Source organism: Streptomyces sp. NPDC001816 (genome assembly GCF_042892235.1).
GTDB lineage: Bacteria > Actinomycetota > Actinomycetes > Streptomycetales > Streptomycetaceae > Streptomyces.
This window is the reverse complement of sequence record NZ_JBIATY010000004.1, coordinates 358884-382928: the sequence shown is the minus strand read 5'-3', so window position 1 is coordinate 382928 and position 24045 is coordinate 358884. Positions and strand designations below refer to the sequence as shown.

The 24045-nt window shown below is 72.1% G+C and carries 20 protein-coding genes and 1 pseudogene; 13 read left to right on the top strand and 8 right to left on the bottom strand.

The window, feature by feature from the left end:
• Positions 1–105: 105 nt before the first annotated feature.
• A complete protein-coding gene (locus tag ACFYZZ_RS17270) occupies positions 106–1347 on the top strand; it encodes an acyl-CoA dehydrogenase family protein (protein ID WP_389176351.1) in 1242 nt (413 codons plus the stop codon).
• On the top strand, positions 1347–1823 hold the full coding sequence (locus tag ACFYZZ_RS17265) for a nitroreductase family deazaflavin-dependent oxidoreductase (protein WP_389176349.1): 477 nt from the start codon (positions 1347–1349) through the stop codon (positions 1821–1823). The genes ACFYZZ_RS17270 and ACFYZZ_RS17265 overlap by 1 nt, the downstream gene beginning before the upstream one ends.
• A 181-nt stretch (positions 1824–2004) precedes the next feature.
• On the opposite strand, the gene ACFYZZ_RS17260 is transcribed toward ACFYZZ_RS17265, so the two are convergent.
• Entirely contained in the window at positions 2005–2625 is a 621-nt protein-coding gene (locus ACFYZZ_RS17260) for a LysE family translocator (RefSeq protein ID WP_389176347.1), read from the bottom strand.
• A gap of 82 nt (positions 2626–2707) precedes the next feature.
• Here ACFYZZ_RS17260 and ACFYZZ_RS17255 point away from each other — a divergent pair, with 82 nt between their 5' ends.
• From ACFYZZ_RS17255 to ACFYZZ_RS17245, 3 genes are all read left to right on the top strand, one after another.
• A complete protein-coding gene (locus tag ACFYZZ_RS17255) occupies positions 2708–3169 on the top strand; it encodes an Lrp/AsnC family transcriptional regulator (protein ID WP_386573484.1) in 462 nt (153 codons plus the stop codon).
• Between the two features lie 132 nt (positions 3170–3301).
• The gene (locus ACFYZZ_RS17250; RefSeq protein ID WP_389176345.1) at positions 3302–3676 is read left to right on the top strand and encodes a CU044_2847 family protein; all 375 of its coding nucleotides are present in this window, start codon (positions 3302–3304) and stop codon (positions 3674–3676) included.
• A gap of 3 nt (positions 3677–3679) precedes the next feature.
• Positions 3680–7819 carry a trypsin-like peptidase domain-containing protein gene (locus ACFYZZ_RS17245; RefSeq protein WP_389176343.1) on the top strand — a complete coding sequence of 1380 codons (4140 nt, stop codon included), beginning with the start codon at positions 3680–3682 and terminating at the stop codon, positions 7817–7819.
• Positions 7820–7866: 47 nt separating this feature from the next.
• Here the strand turns inward: ACFYZZ_RS17245 and ACFYZZ_RS17240 are convergent, their stop codons facing one another.
• Complete coding sequence (locus tag ACFYZZ_RS17240) at positions 7867–8502, bottom strand: TetR family transcriptional regulator (protein WP_386573865.1); 636 nt, start codon at positions 8500–8502, stop codon at positions 7867–7869.
• Positions 8503–8636: 134 nt separating this feature from the next.
• Here ACFYZZ_RS17240 and ACFYZZ_RS17235 point away from each other — a divergent pair, with 134 nt between their 5' ends.
• The 3 genes from ACFYZZ_RS17235 to ACFYZZ_RS17225 all read left to right on the top strand — a co-directional run bounded on the left by ACFYZZ_RS17235 (position 8637) and on the right by ACFYZZ_RS17225 (position 12568).
• Entirely contained in the window at positions 8637–9359 is a 723-nt protein-coding gene (locus ACFYZZ_RS17235) for a VOC family protein (protein ID WP_389176341.1), read from the top strand.
• Between the two features lie 190 nt (positions 9360–9549).
• Entirely contained in the window at positions 9550–11904 is a 2355-nt protein-coding gene (locus ACFYZZ_RS17230; RefSeq protein ID WP_389176339.1) for a PQQ-binding-like beta-propeller repeat protein, read from the top strand.
• Between the two features lie 76 nt (positions 11905–11980).
• Positions 11981–12568 (top strand): hypothetical protein, encoded by a 588-nt coding sequence (locus ACFYZZ_RS17225; RefSeq protein ID WP_389176337.1) that lies wholly within the window; start codon positions 11981–11983, stop codon positions 12566–12568.
• Here the strand turns inward: ACFYZZ_RS17225 and ACFYZZ_RS17220 are convergent.
• From ACFYZZ_RS17220 to ACFYZZ_RS17210, 3 genes are read right to left on the bottom strand one after another with little or no spacing between them, the layout of a single operon-like run.
• Positions 12565–13350, bottom strand: coding sequence for an enoyl-CoA hydratase/isomerase family protein (locus ACFYZZ_RS17220; protein WP_389176335.1), 786 nt, complete (start codon positions 13348–13350; stop codon positions 12565–12567). The two genes, ACFYZZ_RS17225 and ACFYZZ_RS17220, sit on opposite strands and share 4 nt — an antisense overlap.
• Positions 13335–13742, bottom strand: coding sequence for a Zn-ribbon domain-containing OB-fold protein (locus ACFYZZ_RS17215; protein WP_389176333.1), 408 nt, complete (start codon positions 13740–13742; stop codon positions 13335–13337). Before ACFYZZ_RS17215 ends, ACFYZZ_RS17220 begins: the two co-directional genes overlap by 16 nt.
• Positions 13743–13760: 18 nt before the next feature.
• Positions 13761–14924 (bottom strand): lipid-transfer protein, encoded by a 1164-nt coding sequence (locus tag ACFYZZ_RS17210; protein WP_389176331.1) that lies wholly within the window; start codon positions 14922–14924, stop codon positions 13761–13763.
• An 84-nt stretch (positions 14925–15008) separates the two neighbouring features.
• On the opposite strand from ACFYZZ_RS17210, the gene ACFYZZ_RS17205 reads away from it, so the two are divergent.
• Positions 15009–16655 (top strand): FadD3 family acyl-CoA ligase, encoded by a 1647-nt coding sequence (locus tag ACFYZZ_RS17205; protein ID WP_389176329.1) that lies wholly within the window; start codon positions 15009–15011, stop codon positions 16653–16655.
• Between the two features lie 113 nt (positions 16656–16768).
• Here ACFYZZ_RS17205 and ACFYZZ_RS17200 read toward each other — a convergent pair.
• Positions 16769–17143 (bottom strand): annotated as a pseudogene (locus ACFYZZ_RS17200) (helix-turn-helix domain-containing protein); the annotation flags it as partial.
• A gap of 8 nt (positions 17144–17151) precedes the next feature.
• Between ACFYZZ_RS17200 and ACFYZZ_RS17195 the strand changes: the two are divergent.
• The gene (locus ACFYZZ_RS17195; RefSeq protein ID WP_389176882.1) at positions 17152–17388 is read left to right on the top strand and encodes an ATP-binding protein; all 237 of its coding nucleotides are present in this window, start codon (positions 17152–17154) and stop codon (positions 17386–17388) included.
• Between the two features lie 86 nt (positions 17389–17474).
• Here ACFYZZ_RS17195 and ACFYZZ_RS17190 read toward each other — a convergent pair whose 3' ends face one another.
• On the bottom strand, positions 17475–17642 hold the full coding sequence (locus ACFYZZ_RS17190; protein ID WP_389176328.1) for a hypothetical protein: 168 nt from the start codon (positions 17640–17642) through the stop codon (positions 17475–17477).
• A 203-nt stretch (positions 17643–17845) separates the two neighbouring features.
• Entirely contained in the window at positions 17846–20824 is a 2979-nt protein-coding gene (locus ACFYZZ_RS17185; RefSeq protein WP_389176327.1) for a BTAD domain-containing putative transcriptional regulator, read from the bottom strand.
• Between the two features lie 189 nt (positions 20825–21013).
• Here ACFYZZ_RS17185 and ACFYZZ_RS17180 point away from each other — a divergent pair, with 189 nt between their 5' ends.
• The 3 genes from ACFYZZ_RS17180 to ACFYZZ_RS17170 are packed head-to-tail and all read left to right on the top strand — an operon-like array spanning position 21014 to position 23967.
• Entirely contained in the window at positions 21014–22255 is a 1242-nt protein-coding gene (locus ACFYZZ_RS17180) for an amidohydrolase family protein (RefSeq protein WP_389176325.1), read from the top strand.
• Positions 22256–22260: 5 nt separating this feature from the next.
• Entirely contained in the window at positions 22261–23178 is a 918-nt protein-coding gene (locus ACFYZZ_RS17175; RefSeq protein WP_389176880.1) for an LLM class F420-dependent oxidoreductase, read from the top strand.
• 18 nt (positions 23179–23196) lie between these two features.
• Entirely contained in the window at positions 23197–23967 is a 771-nt protein-coding gene (locus tag ACFYZZ_RS17170) for an SDR family NAD(P)-dependent oxidoreductase (RefSeq protein WP_389176323.1), read from the top strand.
• Positions 23968–24045: the final 78 nt, after the last annotated feature.

The following is a 24045-nucleotide window of genomic DNA, read 5'->3' as shown; positions in this document are numbered from 1 at the left end:
CATCAGATATGGCGGGGTGTGGCAGGTGTCGCACCTCTGGGCTTCACTCCCCGCCCGCCCTAATATGACGCACCGTCAGATCAGGTCGGAGGGATCGGATCAGCCATGGACACGCGTCTCACCGCCGAGCAGGACGAGATCCGCCGCACCCTGCGCGAACTGCTCCACAAACACTGTGGCGCCGAAGCGCTGCGGGCCGCCGTCGACAGCCCGGCCGGGTACGACCCCCCCCTGTGGTCCGCCCTCGCCGGCCGGCTCGGCCTGCCCGGGCTCGCCCTCCCCGAGGCCCACGGCGGCGTCGGCTGTTCGGCCACCGAACTCGCCCTCGCCTGCGAGGAGATGGGACGGACGCTCGCCCCCTCCCCGCTGCTGGCCACCTCCGTCCTCGCCGCCCCGCTGATCCTCGCCCTCGGCACCGAGGCCCAGCGCACGGACCTGCTGCCCCGCCTCGCCGCCGGCACCCTCACCGCCGCCCTCGCCGTCCCCGGCCCCGCCCTCACCACCGCCCTGGCCCTGACCGGCGGCAACGGGGGCCAGTGGGCCGGCGGGGGCCGGGCGGGCGGCGTGCAGGCCCGGCAGAGCGGGGACGGCTGGCGGCTGTACGGGCAGGTCGACCAGGTGCTGGACGGGCACAGCGCCGGGCTGCTCGTCGTCGCCGCGCACACCGGCGGGTACGCACGGTCCCGGACCCTGCTGTTCCTGGTCGCGGGGGACGCCGTGGGCGTCGTACGGGCCCGGCAGACCGCGCTGGACGCCACCCGGCCACAGGGTCGGATCCAACTTCGCGATGTACCTGCCGAGTTGCTCGGTCAGGCCGGCGGCCAGGACGTGCTCCCCGCCCTCGCCGGACTCGGCGACACCGTCGCCGCCGTGCTCGCCGCCGAGGCGGTGGGCGCCGCCGACCGGGCGTTGGAGCGGACCGTGGAGTACGTCGGGCAGCGGGAGCAGTTCGGGCGGGCCATCGGCTCCTTCCAGGCGGTCAAGCACCGGCTGGCGGATGTGTACGTGGGCGTGCAGGCCGCCCGCTCGGCCGCGTACTACGCCGCCTGGGCGACGGTGAACGAATCAGAAGGTGCGGCGCGAAGCGCCTCGCTGGAAGGGCGGTGGCGGGAGACGGGTGGGCGGGTGGGAAGACTGGCGCTCGCGCAGGCGCTGGAGGCGTTGCGGTGTGCGGCCGGGGAGGCGATCCAGCTGCACGGCGGGATCGGCTTCACCTGGGAGCACGAGGCCCACCTGTACTTCAAACGGGCAGCCGGGGACGAGCTGCTGTTCGGGCCCGTGCACCGGCTGCGGGACCGGGCCGCCGAGGAGGCCGGGCTCTTCGCCCGCGGAGAGGTGGCCGTCTGATGCCCGGCATCGGCGTGCGGTTCGTGCAGAAGGTGTCCGCCACCCGGGCCTTCGCGAAGATCGCCCCGCATGTGATCCCGGCCCTCGACCGCGCCGTCCACCGGCTCACCCGAGGAAAGATGCTGCTCAGCGCACAGCTGCTGCCCGGCGTGATCCTCACCTCGACCGGGGCGAGGAGCGGGCTGCCGCGCCGGACCCCGCTGGCCTGCATGCCGGAGGAGGACGGGCACGGCTGGCTCCTCGTCGGCTCCAACTTCGGCCGGACCGGCCATCCCGCCTGGACCCGCAATTTGCTCGCCCGTCCGGAGGCGTCGATCAGCTGGAAGGGCGAGGACATCGCGGTCACGGCCCGGCTGCTGGCGGGGGAGGAACGGGCGGCGGCCTGGAAGGCGCTGCTCGCCTTCTGGCCGCCGTACGCCACTTATCAGGCCCGGGTGGAGCGGGAGATCAGGATCTTCAGGATCGTACGGAGGTGATCACCTCCGGTTGCGGTGTCAGTGCGTCGAGACCCGCGGTGCCGGTGATCAGGGCGGCGGAGGCGAGAGCTACGGCCGCACGCCTCAGGAGGCTCATGGTCTTCTCTCCTTTTGCGGTTCAACCATCTAGCGGTTCACCTCTCTGTGCGGGCGCATACCGGACCTGGATCGTTTGTTGCCGCTAGAGCGTGGCCAGGCGTTCCACCAGCAGGAACGCGCCGATTCCGAGCATCGCCGCGCCCGATGTGCGGGTGACCGCGCGGGCCGCCGCCGGGCGGGCCGCCAGCAGGATGCGGGCCGTGGCGCCGACGCTGAGGTACACGGCCGCGCAGCACGCCATGTGGAGCAGGCCGAGGGTCGCGGTCTGGGCGGGTACGGGCAGGTGGGCGCCGCGGAGGGTGAGGAACTGGGGGAGCACGGAGAGGTAGAGCAGCAGGCCCTTGGGGTTCAGGCCGCTGATCGTGGCGCCCCGCAGGAAGAGGCGCCGGTCGGCGCCGGAGGCCTCGTCCGCCGCCCCCGGGACGGCCGGGCGGCGCAGCACCCCCCAGCCCAGCCACAGGAGATATCCGGCGCCCGCCACCGTCAGTGCCGTGAGCAGCCGGGGCGAGCCTGCCACCAGGACCGCGAGACCCGCCGTCGCCAGGACCGTGTGCAGGGCGTAGCCGGAGACCAGGCCCGCCACCGCGCGCGGCACCGAGCGGCCGCGCAGGGCGGTCGCGATGACGAACGCCCAGTCCGCGCCCGGCACACACACCAGCAGCAGGTCCACGGCGAGGAAGGAGAAGAGCAGTCCTGAGTCCATGCTGGGGACATTAGGCGTGAATGGCCCGAAAGTGTTCCTGAAATTTGCCCGTGATCGCGAGATCTGGGCAATTATCTTCTTCATGGACGACGTAGACCGGAAAATCCTTGCCGAGCTGCAGCAGGACGGGCGACTGACCGTGACCGAGCTGGCCGCCCGGGTGCGCCTGAGCGTCTCGCCCTGCCACCGGCGGCTGCGCGAGCTGGAGCGCTCCGGAGCCATCCAGGGCTACAGGGCGGTGGTGGACGCGGCCGCGCTCGGGCTCACCTTCGAGGCGCTGGTCTTCGTCTCCATGCGGCAGGAGGACCGGGAGACGGTCGCCGAGTTCGAGCGGGCGGTCAGCGAGCTGGAGCACGTCCTGGACGCCCAGCGGCTGTTCGGCGAGCCCGACTACCTGCTGCGGGTGGCCACCGCCGACCTCGCCGCCTTCCAGCGGCTGTACGACGAGCGGCTCGCGACCCTGCCGGGGGTGCAGCGGCTGACCTCGACGCTGGTGATGAAGCACGTGGTGCAGGACCGGCCGCTGCCCGCGACACGGGGGTAGCCCGGCGGGCGCCCGCCCGATGGCCCGATGGCTCAAATGCGTTGTGCGGACAGGGTGTTGACCCCTGTGGGGCGGGAGTCGCCTGTGGTACACCGAGAACGCGATCAGCGGATCCGGGAGACGGGGGCGGACATGAACGGCATGTACATTCCGGTCGACGTGGGCGGTGTCCAGGTCCTGGTGGAGGCCGCCGATGTGCGGCTGCCGGGATCGGAGCCGACGGCCACGCGGCCGGGGAACCTCACCGGGCGCGTCCAGGACGCCTTCGAGCAGGCGCAGTCGACGATCGTGGAGATCGCGACCTCCACGGCGGCGGCCCTGGGCCAGGTGGGCCGGGCGGCCAGGCCGGACGCCCTGGAGGTGGAGTTCGGGGTGAAGTTCTCCGCCAAGGGCGACATCATCGTGGCCGGCGCGAGCGGCGAGGTCACCCTCAAGGTGAAGCTGACGTACGACGGGAGGCGGGACCAAGCGGCCGGAGACGAGGACGCCGACGACGAGGCCTCCTGACTGATGCCAGTACCCTCCGAGTCCTCCGTGCCCTCCGTGCCCTCCGCGTCCTTCTCGTCCCCTTCGCCCTCCTCCGGCGTCCCCGGATATCTGGGCAGCGTCCTGCACCCCGCCGCCGACGACCCGGTGGGCACCTGCTTCCAGCTCTCGCCCGGCGTCCTCGCCACCGCCTGCCACGTCCTGGAGAGCCTCGGCCTCGCGGCCCCGGGCGCGCAGGTGCGCTTCGCCCCGCTGGCGGGCGGCCCGGCGGGCACGGCCACGGTCGAGCGGGTGGATCAGGCGCACGATCTGGCCGTTCTGCGCACCGACAGCCCCCTCCCCGCGTCCGTGACCCGCGCGATGGCGACGGAGAGCGTGGAACCCGGCACCGAGCTGGTCATCGAGGGCTTCGGGGAGGTCCCCGGCTACGACGACCGGCACACCTACCGGTACCTGAGGGCCGGCGGGCGCTGGGAGCACACGACCGAGCGGGACGACGGCGTCCGGCTCGGCCGCCTCAGCACGAAGGACCTGCTGCGCGGCATGAGCGGCGCCCCCGTGCGCCGTACCTCCGACGACGCCGTCCTCGGCGTGGTCAGCGCCCGCTACAACAGCACCGACGGCTGGCTGCGCGACTCGGTGTGGACGGCCCGGACCGAGGAACTCGCCGCGCTCGCCCCGCGGGAGCTGTCCTGGTTCTCCCCGTACCTGCGCACACACGGGCAGGTGCTGCGGGACCTCGACGACAAGGAGCAGTACCTCACCGCGGAGCAGCTGGAGTTCGTCAGCCCCGGGCCCGGCAGCGGCGCCGCCCCGGTCCGGCTGCTGGACCGGCTCGACGCGCAGTACGAGCCCGGCGGGTACGCGGAGCCGCGGCGCGGTGTGCTGCTGGAGGGCGTGGCCGGGGCCGGCAAGACCCGTACCTGCTTCGAGGTGGCGAAGCTGGCCGCGCAGGAACCGGCGGGCGCCTGGCTCGTCCTGCACGTGACACCCGGCTCCGCCGTGACCGCCGAGCACCTCGTACAGGCGGCCCTGGCGCACGCGTCGGTCGCCGACGCGGCCCGGGTCCTGCTCGTCCTCGACTATCTGGACAGCTACTCGCAGCTCGGGCTGACGGAGCTGGGCCGGGAACTGCAGACCCTCGACCCGGAGGGACGGGTGGCCTGCCTGGCCTCCGCCCGGCCCGGCGCGCTCCACGCAGCGGAGGTGCAAGGCGTCTTCGGCCAGGTGCCCCTGGAGGACGGGGAGGAGTACCGGGCCCGGGTGGCCGCAGCGATCTTCCAGAAGGTCGCCCCGGAGGCCTGGCGGCGCTGGGGCGAGGACCGGCTGGTGGCCGCGTGCAGCGACCGGCCCGTCCTCGCCCTGCTGATCGCGCGGGCGCTGGAGGAGCAGGCCCGGGCCGGACAGGACGCCCCCGACCTCTCCGACCTGCGCCGGGGCAGCCTCTTCGACTGGCTGCGGCGGCGGCTCGAACGCGACTTCGGCGTCCCGACCGCCGCGGACCGCGAGGCGGGCCTGTCCCGTCCGCGGGTGGCGCTGCTGGCCTCCACGGTGGCCCTGCTGGCCTGCCCGCAGGACCGTTCCGCCGCCGTGCGGGAGGCCGTGGACCGGGCCCTCGACCAGCGCGCCGACAGTGACTTCGGGCTCCGCGGCAGTGACGTGCTCGCCCTGCTGCGCGACCAGGGCTGGCTGGTGGGCGGCGCCGACCGGCTCGAACTGGTCCACGACATCGTCGCGGACGGCCTGCTCGGCGCCACACTCGTCCCCGGGCAGACCGTCCAGAGCGGCACCGCCGAGGAACTCCTGGACGCGCTCCTCGACCGCGGCCCGGCCTTCACCCAGGCCGTACGGCACCTCTCCCGCTGGACCACCGACCAGGACACGGCCCGGCAGGCCAGGATCGAGGACGCCTGCGCCCGCTGGCTGGAGGCGCGGGCCGAACCGATCGGCAAGCTGCTCGCCGCCGACGCGCTCGGCGAGACCGCGTTCGACCTGATGGCCCGCACCCCCTGGCAGGCCGGGATGCTCCGGCTCTGGGACGAACTGGTCGGACCCTGGCTGGAGCAGATCGAGCGGGAGCGGCCCCGCGCCCTGCCCGCCGTACTCGCCCAGGCCGTGGACAGCATCGTCGGACCGCTGCCGCCCCAGCTGCTCGGCAGCGCCCTGACCTGCCTGGAATCCCGTCGCCACGCCCCGGAGACGGGCCTGCTCCTGCAAGCCCTGCTGTACGCCGAGGGCCTGACGCCGGACCGGCTGGACGTGGTCGCCGACCGCGCCCTGGCCTGGGGGCGGCGCCACCAGGGCGAACGGCGCGCCGTCCAGCTGCTGGCCGCCGCCCTCGGCCGCCCCGAGCTGACCCCCGGGACCGCCCGGCGCGTGGTGGAGGCGGCCCGGGAGTGGATACGCCGCAACCCGGGGCACTCGGCCGGCTCCGTGGTGCTCGGCCCGCTGCTCGACCGCGACGACCTCGGACCCCACGCCAAATCCGTGCTCGACGCCGCGCTGACCTGGGTCGTCCGGCAGAACGGCAACCCCGGCGTCTCCTTCGTCCTGCCGCGCCTGCTGCGGCGCACCGACCTCGGGGGACACCGGGACCGGGCGGTCGGCCAGGCCCTGAAGTGGCTGCGCGATCACCGCGAGCGCCCGCAGGCCTCCTTCGTTCTGCGGCCCCTGCTGCGCTTCGACCTCACCGAGGAGGAGGCCCAGCAGGCCGTCGGACACGCGAACAAGTGGCTGACCCGCAACGCCGGAGAAGCGCAGGAGTTCGTCCTCGGCGCCCTGGTGCGCTGGGACGGCTCGGCCGCCGAGCGCGTCGGCACGCTGCTCAGGCAGCAGCCGGTGACCGAGTCGCAGCAGCACCTGCTGGCCGACCTCCTGCGCGGCGACCTGCCGCAGCCGGTCCTCCAGGAGGTCGTCGACGCGACCCTGCGCTGGCTGCGGATCCACGGCCAGGGGCCGGACTCCGCGCTGCTGCACTGGCTGCTGCGCCGGCTCCCGCCGGGCGGCGAGGCCTGGGCCGAGGCGTCCGAGCGGGCCGTACGGTGGCTGAAGCGCCACGGCACCGCCGCCGAGGCCAGCTTCCTGCTGGACGACCTCCTCACCGCCGAGCCCGGCCGGGCGGACACCACCCGTCTCGCCCTGGACTGGCTGGCCCAGCCCGGCACCGATCCGTACGCCAGCTACGTCCTCAGGCCCCTGCTGCTGCACCACGACGCCCTCCCCGAGGACCAGGCCGGGCAGGCGGTGGACCGTGCCCTGGCCTGGCTGGCGGGGCAGGCCGAGAGCGACGAGGCCGGGTTCGTCATCGAGCCGCTGCTCCTCCTGCGCACCCTCGGCCCGGACGAGGCCACCGCCACCCTGCGGGCGACCACCCGGTGGCTGCGGGACCACGCGACCAGCCCCGGCGCCGACCGGGTGCTGGGCCCGCTGCTGACCCGCACCGACGTGGTGGGCGACCTGCGGGCCGTGGCCGAGGGCCTGGCGGTGGTGTGGCTCGAACACCACCCGGAGGCCGACGGCGGCGTCGCCCTGCTGGCGACGCTGCTGGCCCGGCCGGGCCCCGCCCCGGAGCACGCGGCCCGGCTGGTCCCGTACGTGGTGAACCGGACGAGCAAGGGCCGTACGGCCGCCGCCTCCCACCTCATCGGTCTGCTGCACTCGGTGCCGGCCGGAGCGCGGCAGCGGGCTGCGCTGATCGACCACACGCTGACCTGGCTGGACCAGTTCGGCCCGCCCGGCACCGGCAACCCCAGCGCGGTGTACGCACACCTGCTGGCCCTGCGCGACCTCAGCAAGGAACAACTGGCCCGCGCGGCAGGGCTGTTCCTGGCCTGGCTGGACCACCGGGCGACCCGCGCGGTGGTGGGGCGCCCGCTGGCCGAACTGCTCCAGCACACCGGACCCGCCCCCTGGCGGGCGGCCGCCGTGACCCGTGCGCTCGCCTGGCTGGCCGAGAACGCCTCCCGGCCCATCGCGGCCGAGGTGCTCCTCGCCCTGCTGCGCGACCCGGCGCCGCCCCTGGACCGCCGGGCCGAGGTGCTCGGGTACGCGCACGAGTGGCTTGCGGGGAACGGGCCCGGGCACTGGAGCTGGGCGGATGTCGCCGAGGCCGTGGGCGGCACACCCGGGCCGGAAGAGAAAGCAGGCGGCGGTCCACTCGGGTGAACCACCGCCTGCGAGACAGGACTTGGGACCTGGAAAAGGGCCGGGTGCTACTTCGTCGGCTTCTTGCCTGTCACGCCGAGGTGCACCAACAGCGCCAGGTTCGGCTTGAGTTCGGCCTGCTTGACGCCCCAGGTCTGGAAGCCCTTCTGGTGCGCGGCCACCGCCGCGAGCATCGCGACCAGTGAGCCGGCCACCGCGGCCGGGTTCACGTCCTTGTCGACCCTGCCCTTGGACTGGAGTTCCTTGATGGAGTCCACGAGGGAGTTGTTCACCGAGTTCAGGATCTTCATACGGATCTTGTAGAACCGTTTGTCCCCCTCGGCGGCGCCGAGGTCGACCACGCGCAGGATCGCGTCGTTCCTCCGCCAGAACTCGAGGAACCCGTCCACGAGTTCCTGCGCGGTCTGCCACCCCGCCTTGCCGGCCCAGCTCCGGCCCTCCAGCAGCTCGGTCAACCCGGCACCCTCGGCCGCCATTTGGTCGGCGATCTCCAGGACGGCACCTTCGACGTCCGGGAAGTACTGGTAGAAGGTCGCGGGCGAAGTGCCCGCCTTCCGGGCGACATCGATGACCTTGACGTCCCGGTAGGGGGAGGAGCTGAGCATCTCGCTGAGGCAGTCGAGCAGCTTCTGCCGGGTCGCCTGCCCACGCCGGCCGGCCACGCGGCCGTCGACGGTACGCACTTGTCCTGTCATGCCGTCAGCTTACCGAGGGGTGATCGGAGCGCTATTCGGCCGACTGCAAATGGGGTGCACGGGTACATCGGGGGTGGTGTGGCTGGTCTGCGGGGTGCGCGCGGCGCGGTTACTTTGACGACATGGCCGAAAACAGGGCATCGGTGTACGCAGAGGGCGTCCCCTGCTGGGTGGACGCCCAGCTTTCCGACGTCGAGGCGGGCAAGCGGTTCTACGGTGAACTTTTCGGGTGGACCTTCGAGGACGCCCTCGGCTCCTCCGTGTGGGCCCAGCTGGGCGGCGAGCCCGTCGCCTCGCTCGCCCCCAAGATGGACGGCCGGATGCCCACCGTCTGGACGGTGTCCTTCGCCACCCCGGACGCCCAGGCCCTCGGCCGGCGGATCGTCGCGGCGGGCGGGCAGGTGGTCATGGCCCCCTTCCCGGTGGGAGACCTGGGCATCGCCGCCCTCGCCGCCGACCCCCAGGGCGCCGTGTTCGGCCTGTGGCAGGCCGCGAGCCACCCCGGCTTCGGGCGGCGGCACGAGCCGAACACCTTCGTCTGGGTAGAGCTGTACACCAGTGACACCGCCGCCGCGAACACCTTCTACGGCGGCCTCTTCCACGACGCCCTGTTCGGCGCCGACGCCGAGCCCGACTTCGGCCGCGCGGAGATCTCCGACGTCTTCCCGGCCGAGATGCCCTCGCACTTCGTCACCCACTTCCGGGTCACGGACCTGGAGGACGCCGTCGGGGCCGTACAGCGGCTCGGCGGGCGGGTCCAGGCTCCACCCTTCGAGGCGTCGTACGGACGAGTGGCCGTCGTCACCGACAATCAGGGGGCGTCGTTCGCGGTGCTGCAGCGGTGAGGCAGGCGCCACGGCGATGAAATGACCGTATTCGGCATGAGACACCCCGATTTGTCACCTGGTTCGCAACAAGCCGCCCGGCCAGGAAGAATCGGGGTGCGTGCCGCCATTGCGGTGCGGTGGTGAGACGCTGCACTTCGGTCGCGTACATATGTGGGTGGCGCGGCTCGTACGGGGAGGTGGCAGGCAAGTGGTGGATCAGCTGACGCAGCACGATCCGCGGCGGATCGGGCCGTTCGAGGTGCTGGGCCGGCTGGGCGCCGGCGGCATGGGGCTGGTCTATCTGGCACGCTCGGCGTCCGGCCGGCGCGTGGCGATCAAGACGGTCCGCACCGAGCTGGCCGAGGACCAGCTCTTCCGGGTCCGCTTCACCCGTGAGGTGGAGGCGGCCCGGGCGGTCTCCGGCTTCTACACGGCTGCCGTGGTCGACGCCGACCCGCGCGCCGCCGTGCCCTGGCTCGCCACGGCCTACGTCCCCGCGCCCTCCCTCGAGGAGATAGTGAACGACTGCGGGCCGCTCCCGGCCCAGGCGGTGCGCTGGCTGGCGGCGGGCGTGGCGGAGGCCCTGCAGTCCATCCACGGCGCCGGCCTGGTCCACCGCGATCTGAAGCCGTCCAACGTCCTGGTGGTCGAGGACGGCCCCCGGGTGATCGACTTCGGCATCGCCTCCGGCGTCTCGAACACCCGTTTGACGATGACGAACGTCGCCGTCGGCACCCCCGCCTACATGTCCCCCGAGCAGGCCAAGGACTCCCGCAGCGTCACCGGCGCCAGCGACGTCTTCTCGCTCGGCTCCATGCTGGTCTTCGCGGCCACCGGCCACCCGCCCTTCCACGGCGCCAACCCGGTCGAGACCGTCTTCATGCTGCTGCGCGAGGGCCCGGACCTCACCGGCCTGCCCGACGAGCTGCGCCCGCTCATCGAGGTCTGCATGCAGATGGAGGCAGCCGGCCGCCCCTCCCCGGCCGACCTCCAGGCCCAGCTCGCCCCGCACCTCTTCGGCTCCGGCTCCGACGACAGCGGCACCGCCTCCGCCTGGCTGCCGGAGAAGGCCGTCGCCCTCATCGAGGCCCGCCGCGGCGGCCGCCCCGCCGCCAAGCCCGCCCCCACCCCGCCCGGCCCCCGCAGCGGCGGCCGAGGGACCGTACCCCCGCCGCCGTCCTACGACCCCGCCGTCCGGGCCCCCGCACCGGTCGGCGCAGCGGGCGCGCCCGACACCGGCCCGGTCCGGCTGGCCGGCGCCCAGGTGCCCATCGGCCCCGGACCCCGGGTCGCCGACGCCCGCGCCGCCGCCGTCAAGGCACCCCCGCCGGAGGCCGGCCTGGTCGCCAGCTGGTCCCGCCCCCGCCCCGGCGTCAACGGCACAGACCCTGCCGTAGGCCCTGCCGTACCGCCCGCGCCCCCGGAGACCGCCTCCGGCTGGCGTCCCTGGCGGTTCCGCATGTCCAACGACGTCTGGGGCACCCCGTCCGTCGACGGCGACCTCGTCTACGTCACCTCCTTCGAGGTGCACGCCCTGGACGTGGGCACCGGCCGCCGCCGCTTCAAGACCCGGGACGTCGCCTGGTCGATGGCTGTGGCGGACGGCCGTATCCACGCCTCCGACGGCCCCACCCTGTTCGCCCTGGACGCCCGCGAGGGCGCCGACCTGTGGCGGCTGTCCACGGACGCCTGGGTGTACTCCCTGCACGCCGACCGGGGCACGGTCGTCACCGGCACCCGCGGCGGCGGCGTCCAGGCCTGGGAGGCCTCCGGCGGCCAGAAACTGTGGGAGATCTCCGGCTGCCAGACCGACTTCGAGTCCCCCGAGGCCGGCCCCGCCGTCCACGACGGCACCGTCTACGTCTGGCAGGACGCCCGGCTGCGCGCCCTGGAGGCCCGCACCGGCGAGGAGCGCTGGTCGTACCCCATCGGCGACGCGGCCTCCTGCGGCGGCGTCCCGGTCCGCATCACCCCGGCCCCCGACGGCTACGTCTACGTCTGTGCCGGCACCCGCGTCCTCGCCATCGAGGTGGCCAGCGGCCTGGTGCGCTGGCACTTCGAGGCCCCGGCGGTCTTCCTCTGCCCGCCCGCCTTCGCCCCGGGCCCGGCCGTCACCGGCGGCGGCATCTACCTCGCCGACTACCTGGGCACGGTCTACGCCCTGGACGCCACCGACGGCCGCGACCGCTGGCGCATCGCCACCGAGGCCCGCTCCTCCGTCGAACCGGTCCTGGTCGCCGCCGGCCATGTCCACGTCGGCAGCGGCAAGGGCCTGTACACCCTGGACGCGGTCACCGGCACCCCCAAGTGGCGCTTCCAGGCCGGCGGCGACGTCGTGGGCTCCCCCTCCGTCGCCGAGGGCCGCATCCACTTCGGTTCCACCGACCACCTGCTGTACACGCTGAAGGCCGACGACGGCCGGCTCCGGTGGAAGCTCGCCACCGGCGGCGAGATCACCGGCTCGCCGGTCGTCAAGGACGGGGTGGTGTACGCGTGCAGCAAGGACCGCTGCGTGTACGCGCTCGACGCGGAGAAGGGGACGGGGACGGCCCGAACGGCCTGACCACGTGACGAGAGACGCTGCCCCCGGGTGCGGGAGCACTGCCACGCGGTGACCGCTCCGCCATTAGGGTGATGGCATGAGAACACGGGGGCGCGCACTCAAGTTCACGGCCGTACTGACCTTCGTGGTCCTCAGCCTGACCGGCTTCTCGACCGGCCGGCACCACAGCCGCCACAGCGGCGGAGGCGGCGGGGGCGGGTGCAGCAGCTCCCACCAGGACCACGACAGTTCGTCCTCGTCCACCTCGGGTGGCGGGTCGTACGACGACTCGGACGACGACAGTTACGGCAGCAGCGGCACGAGTACGAGTGGCAGCACCAGCGGGGGTTACTACACCCGGCGCCCGACCCACCGGGCCACGTCCACCCCTTCCGGTGGCAGCGGCAAGCGGCTGGAGGACGGGACGGCGAAGCTGATCAGCTGTGCGACCGAGAAGAAGCCGTATGCGACGGTCGAGATCACGAACCCGAACAACCGCGAGGCCGAGTTCCAGGCCCGGGTCACCTTCTACGACGACGAAGGTACCCAGATCCTCGACAACGCCTCCTACATGGTCAAGGTGCCCGCGAAGGGCAGGGCGACCACCCAAGTGACGGTCGGCGAGCGCCTCCGGCTGAAGGTCGACCACTGCCAGGCGGATCCGGAGGCCCAGGTCAGCCCCTAACGCACCCGGTACTCCCGCTGCCGCCCCGCGAACAACTCCCCCTGCCGCTCGGCCGGCAGATTGCCCAGCGCGATGAGATGCGGCGCCTGCGCGAACGCCTGCGCGCGGCCCGCCTCCCTGGCCGCCCACAGGGCCCGTACCGTCCCCTGCACGCCCTCCGTCGGACACCCGGCGATGACGGCGGCACAGCGCACGGCCGCCTCCAACGCCCCGCCCGGCTCGGTCAGTTCGGACACGAGCCCGACCTCATGGGCCCGCCGGGCGGAGATCCGCTCGGCGGCCCCCATGAGCATCATCCGGGCCACCTCCCCGTACGGCATCCGCGCGGCCATCAGCATGGACTCGTAGGCGCTGACCATCCCGTACGTCGTGTGCGGATCGAAGAAGGTTGCCGTCGTGTCCGCGACGACGAACTCGCTCTCGCCCAGCAGATAGAAGGCCCCACCGCAGGCCATGCCCCGCACCGCGGCCACCACCGGCTTCCACAGGTCGTTCGCCTTCGGCCCGATCCGCAGCAGCGGATCGTCCTGCATGTACGGCGACGAGGGCTGCGGCACGACGAAGTCCCGGTCGATGCCCGTACAGAAGGCGCGTTCCCCTGCCCCGGTCAGGACGACGGCCCGCACGGAGTCGTCGAAGCGCAACTCGCCCCACACGCCGACGAGTTCCTCCACCATGTCCGCGTCGACGGCGTTGAGCCGCTCGGGCCGGTTCAGCGTGACGACGGCGACGCCGGTGTCCTTGTCCGCGGAGAACCGGAGGGTGTTCACGCCGGCACCCACTGCGGAAACCCGTCGGAGAAGACGACCTGAACCCGGCCGCCGATCCGTATGCGCCGAGGATCAAGGGAGTTGAGAGGAGCACCGGCACGGCTCACCAGATTCCCCACGAGCCGTATCCGGGGCGCGTCCTCCAGCTCCACGACGACCACGTTGTACGGCGCCCGTTCCGCGTACTCGGGCAGCAGCGGCGGATGCGGCAGGACGTACGACCACACGCGCCCGCGCCCCGACACCGCCCGCCACTCGCTCGCGAAGGACTGGCAGTGCGGGCAGCACGGCCGGGGCGGGAACCGGAACTCGCCGCACTCACCGCAGGCCTGGACACGTAGCTCGCCACGGGCGGCGTACTCCCAGAACGGAGCGCCGTCGATATCAGTAACGGGGTTCAACATGGCTGGCTCACTCCTCACTCAACTCCTCAGCAGAAGGGCGGAGGTGGGGACACCCTCGCCGGCGGTGACCAGACAGGTGGCGGCCCCGGGAACCTGCGCGGTGCTGGTCCCACGCAGCTGCTTCACCCCTTCGTTGATGAGGTTGAAGCCGTGCACATAGGCCTCGGAGAGTCCGCCGCCCCCGGTGTTGACGGGCAGCCGCCCCCCGATCTCCAGCGCGCCCTGCTCGGTGAAGGCGCCGCCCTCACCCCGTCCGCAGAAGCCGTACCCCTCCAGCGAGAGCGGTATCAGGGCCGTGAACGCGTCATAGATCTGCGCCACGTCGACATCCTCCGGCGTGAAGTCGGCGTGCTTCCACAGATGCCGGGCGGCGGTCCAGGCCGGGCCGGTGAGCGGGTCGTCGTTCCAGTAGTTGACCATGCCGTGGTGCTGGGCGGGCAGCCCCTGGGCGGCGGAGTGGACGTACACGGGCTTCTGCCGGCAATCCCGGGCCCGCTCCCTGCTGACGACGACACAGGCCAGCGCGCCGTCCGTCTCCAGGCAGTTGTCGAAGAGGCACAGGGGCTCGCTGATCCAGCGGGAGGTCATGTACATCTCGCGGGTGAGCGGCCGTTCGTACATCACCGCCGCCGGGTTCTGGTTGGCCCGGTTCCGGCAGGCGAGAGCGACGTTGAAGAGATGATCCCGGGTGGCGCCGAACTCGTGCATGTAACGGCGCGCGAGCATGGCGATCTCATCGGCGGGCCGCAGCAGCCCGAAGGGCCGGGTCCACTGGGCGGGTGTGGGCAGCTGCACGGCGGTGTTGGTCCAGGGCCGGGGCCCGCTGCCCCGCTTCCGCGACCGCCAGGCGACCCCGACGGTGGCCTGCCCGGCGGCGACGGCGGCGGCGAGGTGAGCGACGGTCGCACAGGACCCGCCGCCCCCGTACCCCACCTTGCTGAAGAAGGTGAGGTCCCCGAACCCGACCGCCTTGGCCAGCTCCACCTCGTCGGTCTCCTCCATCGTGTAGGAGGCGAGGGCGTCGACCTCGCCGGGCGCGATCCCGGCGTCCTCCAGGGCGGCGAGCACGGCCCGGCAGGCGAGGGTCTTCTCGTCCTCCGGGAGCTGTTTGGCGAAGGCGGTCTGCCCGATCCCGACGATGGCGGTGGCGTCCTTCAGCCCCGTTCCTGCCATGGCTGCCATGGTGCACCCACCCCTTCCTCTGCTGACAGCCCGTCAGGTTACAGCTAATCTGACGGTCAGTCAGCTAGAGCGCAGGGGGCTGCTATGAGTGACTGGGGCACCATCCCGGGTCTGGTGCGATGGTCGGCCGAGCGGTACGCGGACACCGAGGCGGTGGTCGAGGGCCGTACGAGGATCACGTACGCCCAACTCGGCGCCCGCGTGGAGCGTGCGGCGGCGGCCTGCATGGCGAGCGGAGTCAAGGTCGGCGACCGGGTGGCGGTCTGGGCCCCCAACTCCCTCGACTGGATCGTCTCGGCACTGGGCGCGGTGTCGGCGGGCGCGGTCCTGGTCCCGCTCAACACCCGCTTCAAGGGCACGGAGGCGGCGGACGTACTGCGCCGCAGCGGGGCGAGGCTGCTGTTCGTGACAGGGACCTTCCTGGGCACGTCGTACGTGGCGTCGCTGAGGCGGGCGGCGGGGACGCGCGGCGATGGCGTGGGCCATCCTCCGTTGCAGGGGTTGCCGGGGCTGCCGGCACTGGAACAGGTGGTGGTCCTCGCGGACGACGCCCCCCAGGACTTCCACACCTGGAAGGACTTCCTGGCGGCGGGCGAGGGCGTGAGCGAGTCCGAAGTGCGTGCGCGCGGTGATGAGCTGGAAGCCGGCTCCCTGTCGGACATCATCTTCACCTCCGGGACCACGGGCCGCCCCAAGGGCGCGATGATCACCCACGAGCAGACGCTGAGGGCGTACGAGATCTGGGCCGACCTGGCCGGCCTGCGCACCACCGACCGCTACCTGATCATCAACCCCTTCTTCCACACCTTCGGCTACAAGGCCGGGGTGATCGCCTGCCTGATGCGCGGGGCGACGATGATCCCGCAGCCGGTGTTCAACGTGGACACGGCGCTGGCGAACATCGCGGCGGAACGGGTGTCGGTCCTCCCGGGCCCGCCCACCCTCCACCAGTCACTCCTGGACCACCCGGCACGGGATGCGTATGACTTGTCGGCGCTGAGGCTCGTGGTGACCGGGGCGGCGGTGGTGCCGCTGCGCCTGGTGGAACGCCTGAGAGGCGAACTGGGCGTGGGGACCGTCCTGACGGCGTACGGCCTCTCGGAGGCGAGCGGCATAGTCACGATGTGCCGCCGCGGCGACGACCCGTCGCTGATCGCGTCCACCTCGGGCTGGCCGATCCCCGGTACGGAGGTGACCGTGGTCGACGCGGGAGGCACACCGCTACCGCCCGGCACACCCGGAGAGGTCCAGGTCCGGGGCTTCAACGTCATGCGGGGCTACTACGAGGACCCGGCGGCGACGGCGGAGACGATCTCCCCGGACGGCTGGCTGAGCACGGGCGACATCGGCGTCCTCGACCCCTCGGGCAACCTCCGCATCACAGACCGCCTCAAGGACATGTTCATAGTCGGCGGCTTCAACGCGTACCCGGCGGAAATCGAGCAACTCCTGGGCCTCCACCCGGACGTGGCCGACGTGGCGGTGATCGGCGTACCGGACGCGCGGCTGGGCGAGGTGGGTAAGGCGTACGTGGTGCGCAGGCCGGGGTCCTTGCTGACCTCCGACGACCTGATCGCCTGGTCCCGCCGCGAGATGGCCAACTACAAGGTGCCGAGGACGGTGGAGTTCGTGAGGGAGCTGCCCAGGAATGCGAGCGGAAAGGTGGTGAAGGGGGAGTTGCGGAGGGGGGAGTTGTGGAGGAGGGAGCTGCGGAAGGGCGCTGCGGAGTGACCGTGGGGCCGGTGCTTCAGGGCCCGGTGTTGCCTAGTTGCTGTGGGGCCGCCCGCTTCTCGGCGATTGTCGTGCTTCCACGGCCCGCGTCAAGGGCGCTGCGCGTCGCCTACCTGGAGCAGACCTGGTACGAGCATCGGAGCCCAGTCATCGATCGTCTCCGCGTGCTGCTCCATCTCCGCCACATCCGCGAAGTACTCCGCATGCCCCGACTGTCGTGCCCGGCGCGCATCTTCACAACGTCGCTCGAAAAACCCGTCCGTCCCCAGCACCTTGTCGACGTGCCGCACCAGATCCAGGGGCATACGCCGCTCACCCCGCTCGATCTGGCTCAGGAACGGGATGCCTCGGAAGCTTCCCTCGGCGAGTTGCTCAAGAGTGAGGCCCGCCAGCTCCCGCTGGCAGCGCAACTCGGTGCCGTAGAAGGAGGGGACGTTAGCCGAAGCGTCGGGGTCCTTATGTCGAGTTCGTCGCCGTACCGAAGGCACTCCAGGGCCTGCGCCGCACCGTCCGCCGCTATCTGGACGCGCCCTGTGCCGATGTCCAGCTCTGTGTCACCGAACTTGTCACCAACGTCGTACGGCACGTGGGGGAGGGGACCTTGGTCCGTGTACGGGTGGCCCGGACGGACGGCCACCGGGTCCGTATCGAGGTCACGGACTCGGCCGAGCGGGCTCTTCCGGTACCCCGGCCGGCCACGGACGATGGTGAGGCGGACTCGCGGCGGCGATAGCACCGAGATCATGCTCCTGACACACCTCGGCCGCGGCGGCTCCCCCTCCGCGCCGCCGCGGCCGTTCCCCGTTCGGTGAAAGCTGATCAGGCCTTCTCGTCGGTGGCGTGGGTGTTGTCCGGAGTCGCCACGCCGGTGTCCTCGCCCACCGCCAGAGTGGTCGGCTTCAGCGGCTCGCTGGTGGCGTGCGTGTTCAGCGTGGTCACCTCGGGGGCCGAGGTCTCCGGCTGCGTCGTCTTCTTGGTGTCGCTCATGACTGCTCCCCTGATGCTCTGTGCGATGGGTCTGAAAGGCCCGCCCGGCTGCTCCCCCGAGCGCGGCCGAGCGGGCACATATGGGCCGGTACACCTTAAGGTGCGCCCATATGACGTCCCGTCTGCCCCCCGACGCGACGGAACGACACGACTGAGAGTGCCGTGCGGCGATAAACGAACGATGAACGTGCAGGACCCTGCTCTCAGACGACTGCGCTTGCCCGGAGCAGAGCCCTCACCTCATCGGCCTCCGGTGCACCCAGCGCCTCGAAGATGCTCAGAGCTTCCTGCAGGCAGACCTGCGCACGACCGCTCTGCCCGATGCCGCTCAGCGCCCGGCCGAGTGCCGTGAGCACGTTTCCGCGCCGCCACTCGCCGCCGATTCCGCGAAGGAGGGTGAGCGCCGACTCCGCATTGGTGGCGGCCTGTGCGAGACGCCGGGCGGCGAGGTCGACCTCCGCGAGACGGAAGAGGGTCATGCCCTCCCACAGCCGCTGCCGGATGTCGCGGAACACGGCGCGGGCCTCCTCCAGGCGCTCGGTGGCCAGATCGAGCTGACCGCTCTGTGTGAGCGCGAGCCCCAGCGCGTAGCGGCCGTTGGCGCCCTTGAAGGCGTGGCCCATGTCGTCGTACATGTCCGTACCCTGCTGGGCCAGGGACACCGCGCTCACGGTACGGCCCGTCGCCAGGTGTATCCGCGAGAGGTTGCACAGGGCGCTGGCCTCACCAGGCCGGTCTCCAGCGGAACGGAAGCTCTCGATGGCTCGCGTCAGATGGCTCTCGCCGGCGTCGTACCGGCTCTGGTACAGCGCGATGACCCCGAGCATGTTGGACGCCCAGCACTGGGGGAGGGGATCGCCCGCCACCTCCGCCTGCCGCACGGCCTCGGCGGCCTCCTGGCCCGCCAGTTCGAAGCGGCCGGACATGTGGTGGCCATTGGCCAGGGTGACCAGGGCGCGGGCCTCCGCGCGCTCGTCACGGCAGCTCTGTGCGGCGGCACGGACGGCGGTTCCGGTTGCCTCGTACTCCTTGGAGTTGGCTCCCGATTCGGCGAGGTCGATGGCTGCCCACAACAGGTCCACGGCCCGCCTCAGCTGATCGGGCCGGGTGGACTGACGTACGCACGCGAGCAGGCAGATCGCCTCGGAATACAGCCAGTCCTGAGCCCGGTGCCGCTCCTCGAACACCAACCCCGGATACTCGGTCGGCTCCAGGTGGTCCACCAACCGGTCCCCCGGACGCTCGATCGCGTAGACCCCTGCCGCCGTGGCCAGATAGAAGTCCAGCAACCGCGACATCGCAGCCTCCCGCTCCTGCGGCTGCTGCTCGTCCCTCTCCGCGCAAGCGCGCGCGTAGAGCCGTACCAGGTCATGGAAGCGGTACCGGCCAGGTGCCGCAGACTCCAGCAGCGACGTGTCGACGAGGGACTCCAGCAAGTCCTCCGTCTCCTCCGCAGGCAGATCCAGGACCGCCGCAGCCGCAGCCAGCGACATGTCCGGGCCGTCGGCCAGGCCCAGCAGGCGGAAGGCGCGGGCCTGGGCCGGCTCCAGCTGCCCGTACCCCAGTTCGAAGGTGGCCTTGACCGCCAGGTCCCCGGCCTGCAGCTCGTCGAGTCGGCGGCGCTCGTCCGCCAGCTTCGCCGCCAGTACCGACACCGTCCACGTACGCCGCGCCGCCAGGCGGGATGCCGCGATGCGGATCGCCAGGGGCAGGAAGCCGCAAGCCGCCACCACGTCCAGCGCCGCCTCCCGCTCCGCCGCCACGCGCTCCTCGCCCACGATCTTCGTGAACAGGGCCAGCGCCTCGTCGGGGGACATGACGTCGAGGTCCACCAGGTGGGCGCCCGCCAGGTCGAGCATCCGGACCCGGGAGGTCACGAGTGCCGCGCAGCCCTCCGTGCCGGGCAGGAGCGGTCGTACCTGGGCCGCGTCCTTCGCGTTGTCCAGCAGGACCAGGACCCGGCGGCCGTCCAGGACCGAGCGGTACAGGGCCGCGCGCTCCTCCAAGGAGTCGGGGATCGCCGAGTCCGCCGTGCCCAGGGCCCTCAAAAACGACCCCAGCACCGTCTCCGGTTCCGCCGGCCGCGGCCCAGCCCCCTGCAGGTCCACGTACAGCTGGCCGTCCGGGAACGCCGGGCGCGCACGGTGGGCGACGTGCACGGCCAGCGTGGTCTTCCCCACGCCTCCGATCCCGGCGAGCGCCGAGACCGCCATCACGCGGCCCTCTGCCGATGATTCCGACGCCGACGCCAGTACCGCGCTCAGCTCGGACACGAAGGCCGAGCGGCCCGTGAAGTCCGGGACGGAGGCCGGGAGCTGGGCCGGGCGGACCGGGACCACGGCGGGTTCGGCGGCGGGAGTGGAGGGTTCCGCGAGGGCGGGGTCCGCCTGGAGGATGCGCTGTTGCAGTTCGCGCAGGCCGGGCCGCGGGTCCACGCCCAGCTCCTCTGCGAGGAGGCGCCGCGTGTCCGCGTACACGGCCAACGCCTCCGCCTGGCGGCCGCTGCGGTAGAGCGCCAGCATCAGCAACTCGCGCAGGCGCTCACGCAACGGATGTGCCGCCGTCAGGGCCGTCAGTTCCGAGACCGCCTCCGCGTGGCAGCCCTGCTCCAGATCCATGTCCAGGCGGGACTCCAGGAGTTGGAGGCGCCATTCCTCCAGGCGGACGCGCTGTGCGTCGGCGTACGGGCCCGGTACGCCGGCCAGCGGCTCGCCGTCCCACAGGGCCAGGGCGCGGTTCAGTACCTCCCGCGCGTGGCACAGATCCCCTGCACTGCGCGCCTTCTCCGCCTCCGCCGCCAGGTCCTGCGCCACCGCCAGGTCCAGCGCACCCTCGCCCAGTGAACGCACCGCGTAGCCGCCGGACTCGCTCGCCAGGACCCCGGGGTCCAGGATCTTGCGCAGCCGGGACGCGTACGTCCGCAGCGCCGCCAGCGCCTGGGACGGTGGCTCGCCGCCCCAGAGTGCGTCGATCAGCTCCGCCGCCGTCGCCGTACGGCCCTCGCGCAGCAGCAGGGCGGCCAGCAGGGCGCGCTGCTGGGGGGAGCCGGTGTTCAGCGTCTCCTCGCCGCGCCAGGCCCGCACCGGACCGAGCACGCTGAAGCGCAACGCCGCCGGTTCCGCGATGGCACTGGCCGCGGAGCCGGAACGCCGCTGCTCAGGTACTCGCGGCCCACCGTCCATGCGTTCGCCCCCCTAGGCATCACGAACAACCCCGTCAGTTTGCCTTGTTCCGGGCGGTTGCGTCAGCCGGGGGAGATGCCGATCACAGACCGATACACCTCAGCACACAAGGCCCTCACATGGTCTTCGCACACAGTAGGCCGGACTCCCTAGCTGACGGACCGTCAGATCGGCGCTACCGTGAGCGCCATGAACACCCAGGACGCTCAGAACTTCCCGAGTGACTTTCCGCGGATCATCTCCGTCGACGACCACACCGTGGAGCCTCCGCACGTCTGGCAGGAACGGCTCCCGAAGAAGTACCTGGACACCGGGCCACGGACGGTCCGCGCCCCCCTGAAGGAAATGACCTTCCTGGGCGGGCGGTTCAAGCCCGTCATGGGCGAGCCGGGCGACGACGGCCCCATCGGCGACTGGTGGGTCTACGAGGATCTTCACCGGCCCCTGACCCGGCTGGACACCGCCGTCGGGTACGACCGGGACGAGATCAAGCTCGAAGTCATCACCTACGAGCAGATGCGGCCCGGGTCGTACGACGTCACGCAGCGGCTCGCCGACATGGACGTCAACCACGTCCAGTCCGCCCTGTGCTTCCCGACCTTCCCGCGCTTCTGCGGCCAGACCTTCACCGAGGCCCGGGACCGCGACCTCGCCCTGCTCTGCGTGCGCGCCTACAACGACTGGATGGTGGAGGAGTGGTGCGGGCCCGAGGCGCACGGGCGGCTCATCCCGCTCACGCTCATCCCCCTCTGGGACGCCCGCCTCGCCGCCGAGGAGGTCCGGCGCAACGCCGCCCGTGGCGTCCGGGCCGTCGCCTTCTCCGAGATACCCCCGTACCTGGGCCTGCCGTCGGTCCACGGCGACGACTGGGACCCGTTCCTCGCCGCCTGCGACGAGACCGGCACGGTCGTCGCGATGCACATCGGCTCCAGCAGCCGGATGCCCTCCACCTCCGAGGACGCCCCGCCCGCCGTCGGCTCCACCATCACCTTCGCCAACTGCTGCTTCTCGATGGTGGACTGGCTGATGAGCGGCAAGTTCGAGCGCTTCCCGAACCTCAAGGTGATGTACGCGGAGGGCCAGATCGGCTGGATCCCGTACATCCTGGAGCGCGCCGACGTGGTCTGGGAGGAGAACCGCGGGTGGGGAGGGGTCGCGGACAAGGTCCACCGGCCCCCGTCCGAGTCCTTCGCCGACCACGTCTACGGCTGTTTCTTCGACGACGCCTTCGGGCTGCGCAACCTCGACTCCATAGGCGTCGGCAACGTCCTGTACGAGACCGACTACCCGCACTCCGACTCCACCTGGCCCAAGTCCCGCGAGGTCGGCGAGGCCCAGATGGGGCATCTGCCGGCGGACGTGGTCGAGCGGATCGTCCGCGGCAACGCCATCGAGTTGCTGGGGCTCACCCCTGAAGGGCTCTGGCAGTGACAGCCCTGTCGTACGGCATCCAGCTGCCCGTCCAGTCCCAGAGCACCCTCTACGCCGAGGGCTGGGAGGCCGCCGGCGGGTCCGCCGACCTCGTCGAGATCGCGCGGGCCGTGGACCGGGCCGGGTTCGACTACCTCGCCTGCTGCGACCACGTGGTCATCCCGCGCCGGCTGGCCCCGGCGATGAGCACGGTCTGGTACGACCCGGTCGCCACCCTCGCTTATCTGGCCGCGGTGACCGAGCGCGTTCGGCTGCTCAGCCATGTGGCCGTCGTGGGTCTGCGGCACCCTTTGCTCAGCGCCAAGCAGTACGCGACCCTCGACCATCTCTCCGGCGGTCGGCTGATCCTCGGCGTGGGCGCCGGGCATGTGCGCGAGGAGTTCGAGGTCCTCCAGGTGGACTTCGAGCGGCGCGGGGCCGTGCTGGACGAGGCGATCGACGCGCTGCGGGCCGCTCTCGGGCCCGAGGAGTTCCCCGAACACCACGGCAAGCTGTACGACTTCGCCGACCTGGGCCAGCGGCCCCGGCCCGCGCAGGAGCACGTCCCGATCTGGGTCGGCGGCTCCTCACCCGCCGCCGTCCGCCGGGCCGCGCTGAAGGGTGACGGCTGGCTGCCGCAGGGGGATCCGCGTGACCGGCTGCCCGCGCAGATCGGCCGCCTCAAGGCACTGCGGGAGCAGGCGGGCGTCGAGGCGCCCTGCACCATCGGCGCCATCACCGAGCCGCTGTACATCGGCCGGGCCGACTGGCACGTCGGGCGGCGCACCCTCGCCGGGGCGCCTGAGGAGATCGCCGAGTCGCTGCGGGCGTACCGCGCGCTGGGCGTGCACCAGATCCAGGTGCGGTTCCGCAGCCGGAGCCGCAGCGAACTCATCGACCAGATCGGCGTGTTCGGGGCGGAGGTCGCGCCCCGGCTGGACTGAGAAGCGGACGGAGCAGACATGGGCAAGCTGGACGGGCGGGTCGTCATCGTCACCGGGGCGGCACGCGGACAGGGCGAACAGGAGGCGCGGCTCTTTCGGGCAGAGGGTGCGCGGGTGGTCGTCGCCGATGTGCTGGACGACCAGGGGGAGGCCCTGGCCAAGGAGATAGGGGCCCTCTACGTCCATCTCGACGTGGGCACGGAGGAGGGCTGGCGGGAGGCCGTCGCCGCGGTCAAGCAGGCGTACGGGCGCATCGACGGGCTGGTCAACAACGCGGGCATCCTGCGCTTCAACGCGCTGGTGGACACCCCGCTGGACGAGTTCATGCAGGTCGTGCAGGTCAACCAGGTCGGCTGCTTCCTGGGTATGAAGGCCGTCGCGCCGGAGATCACGGACGGCGGGACCATCGTCAACACCGCCTCCTACACCGCGCTCACCGGGATGGCGGCCGTGGGGACGTACGCGGCCACCAAGCACGCGGTGCTCGGGCTGACCCGGGTGGCCGCGCTGGAGCTGGCGGGCCGGCGGATCCGGGTCAACGCCATCTGCCCGGGTGCCATCGACACGGCGATGTCGAACCCGGCCCGCCTCGACCCGGACGCGGACCCGGAGGAGATGAGCCGGGCCCTGGACGAGCTGTACCGCAGGCTCGTGCCGCTCGGCCGGGTCGGGCAGCCGGAGGAGGTGGCCCGGCTGGCTCTCTTCCTCACCTCGGACGACTCGTCCTACATCACCGGGCAGCCGTTCGTGATCGACGGGGGCTGGCTGGCGGGGGTCAGCGTGATCTGACAAGTCGATCTGACAGCTCGTCACCTATTGACGAATCTGACGCAGCGTCAGAAAGTTCGTAGCACTCGTACGAACCTG